The sequence below is a fragment of the Pseudoalteromonas luteoviolacea DSM 6061 genome, assembly GCF_001625655.1.
Classification (GTDB): domain Bacteria; phylum Pseudomonadota; class Gammaproteobacteria; order Enterobacterales; family Alteromonadaceae; genus Pseudoalteromonas; species Pseudoalteromonas luteoviolacea.
This window is the reverse complement of record NZ_AUYB01000016.1, coordinates 1-328: the sequence shown is the minus strand read 5'-3', so window position 1 is coordinate 328 and position 328 is coordinate 1. Positions and strand designations below refer to the sequence as shown.

Below are 328 nucleotides of genomic sequence, written 5' to 3'. Positions count from 1 at the left end.
ACCCGAAACAGACTTATCGCCCGCTTTTGGTTTCTCGGTAAAGCGGATCGCTGGCGTGGGCTCTGTGCCTACAATAACCTTAGCGATGTTACTTACTGCACCCGCTTCTGTACCAATATAGCGCTTACCGGTTTGGTATTCGCTCGAAGGGGTTTGCACAAGTGTGTAGCCATCGGCGTTAGACTCAATTAACCCGGTAAAGCTAAAGTCACCCTGCGCGTTTGTGGTTGTGGTTAGTTCAACCGCTTGGCCATATTTGTCAGTGCCCGTTAGTTTGATGCTGATATTATTCAGCGCTGAGTCCGCAGGATCGATCACACCGTTTTGA

General features: G+C 49.7%; 1 protein-coding gene. It reads right to left on the bottom strand.

Annotated elements, in window-relative coordinates:
* A partial coding sequence (locus N475_RS01195; RefSeq protein WP_155732516.1) for an SdrD B-like domain-containing protein occupies window positions 1–328 on the bottom strand: 328 nt, incomplete at both ends.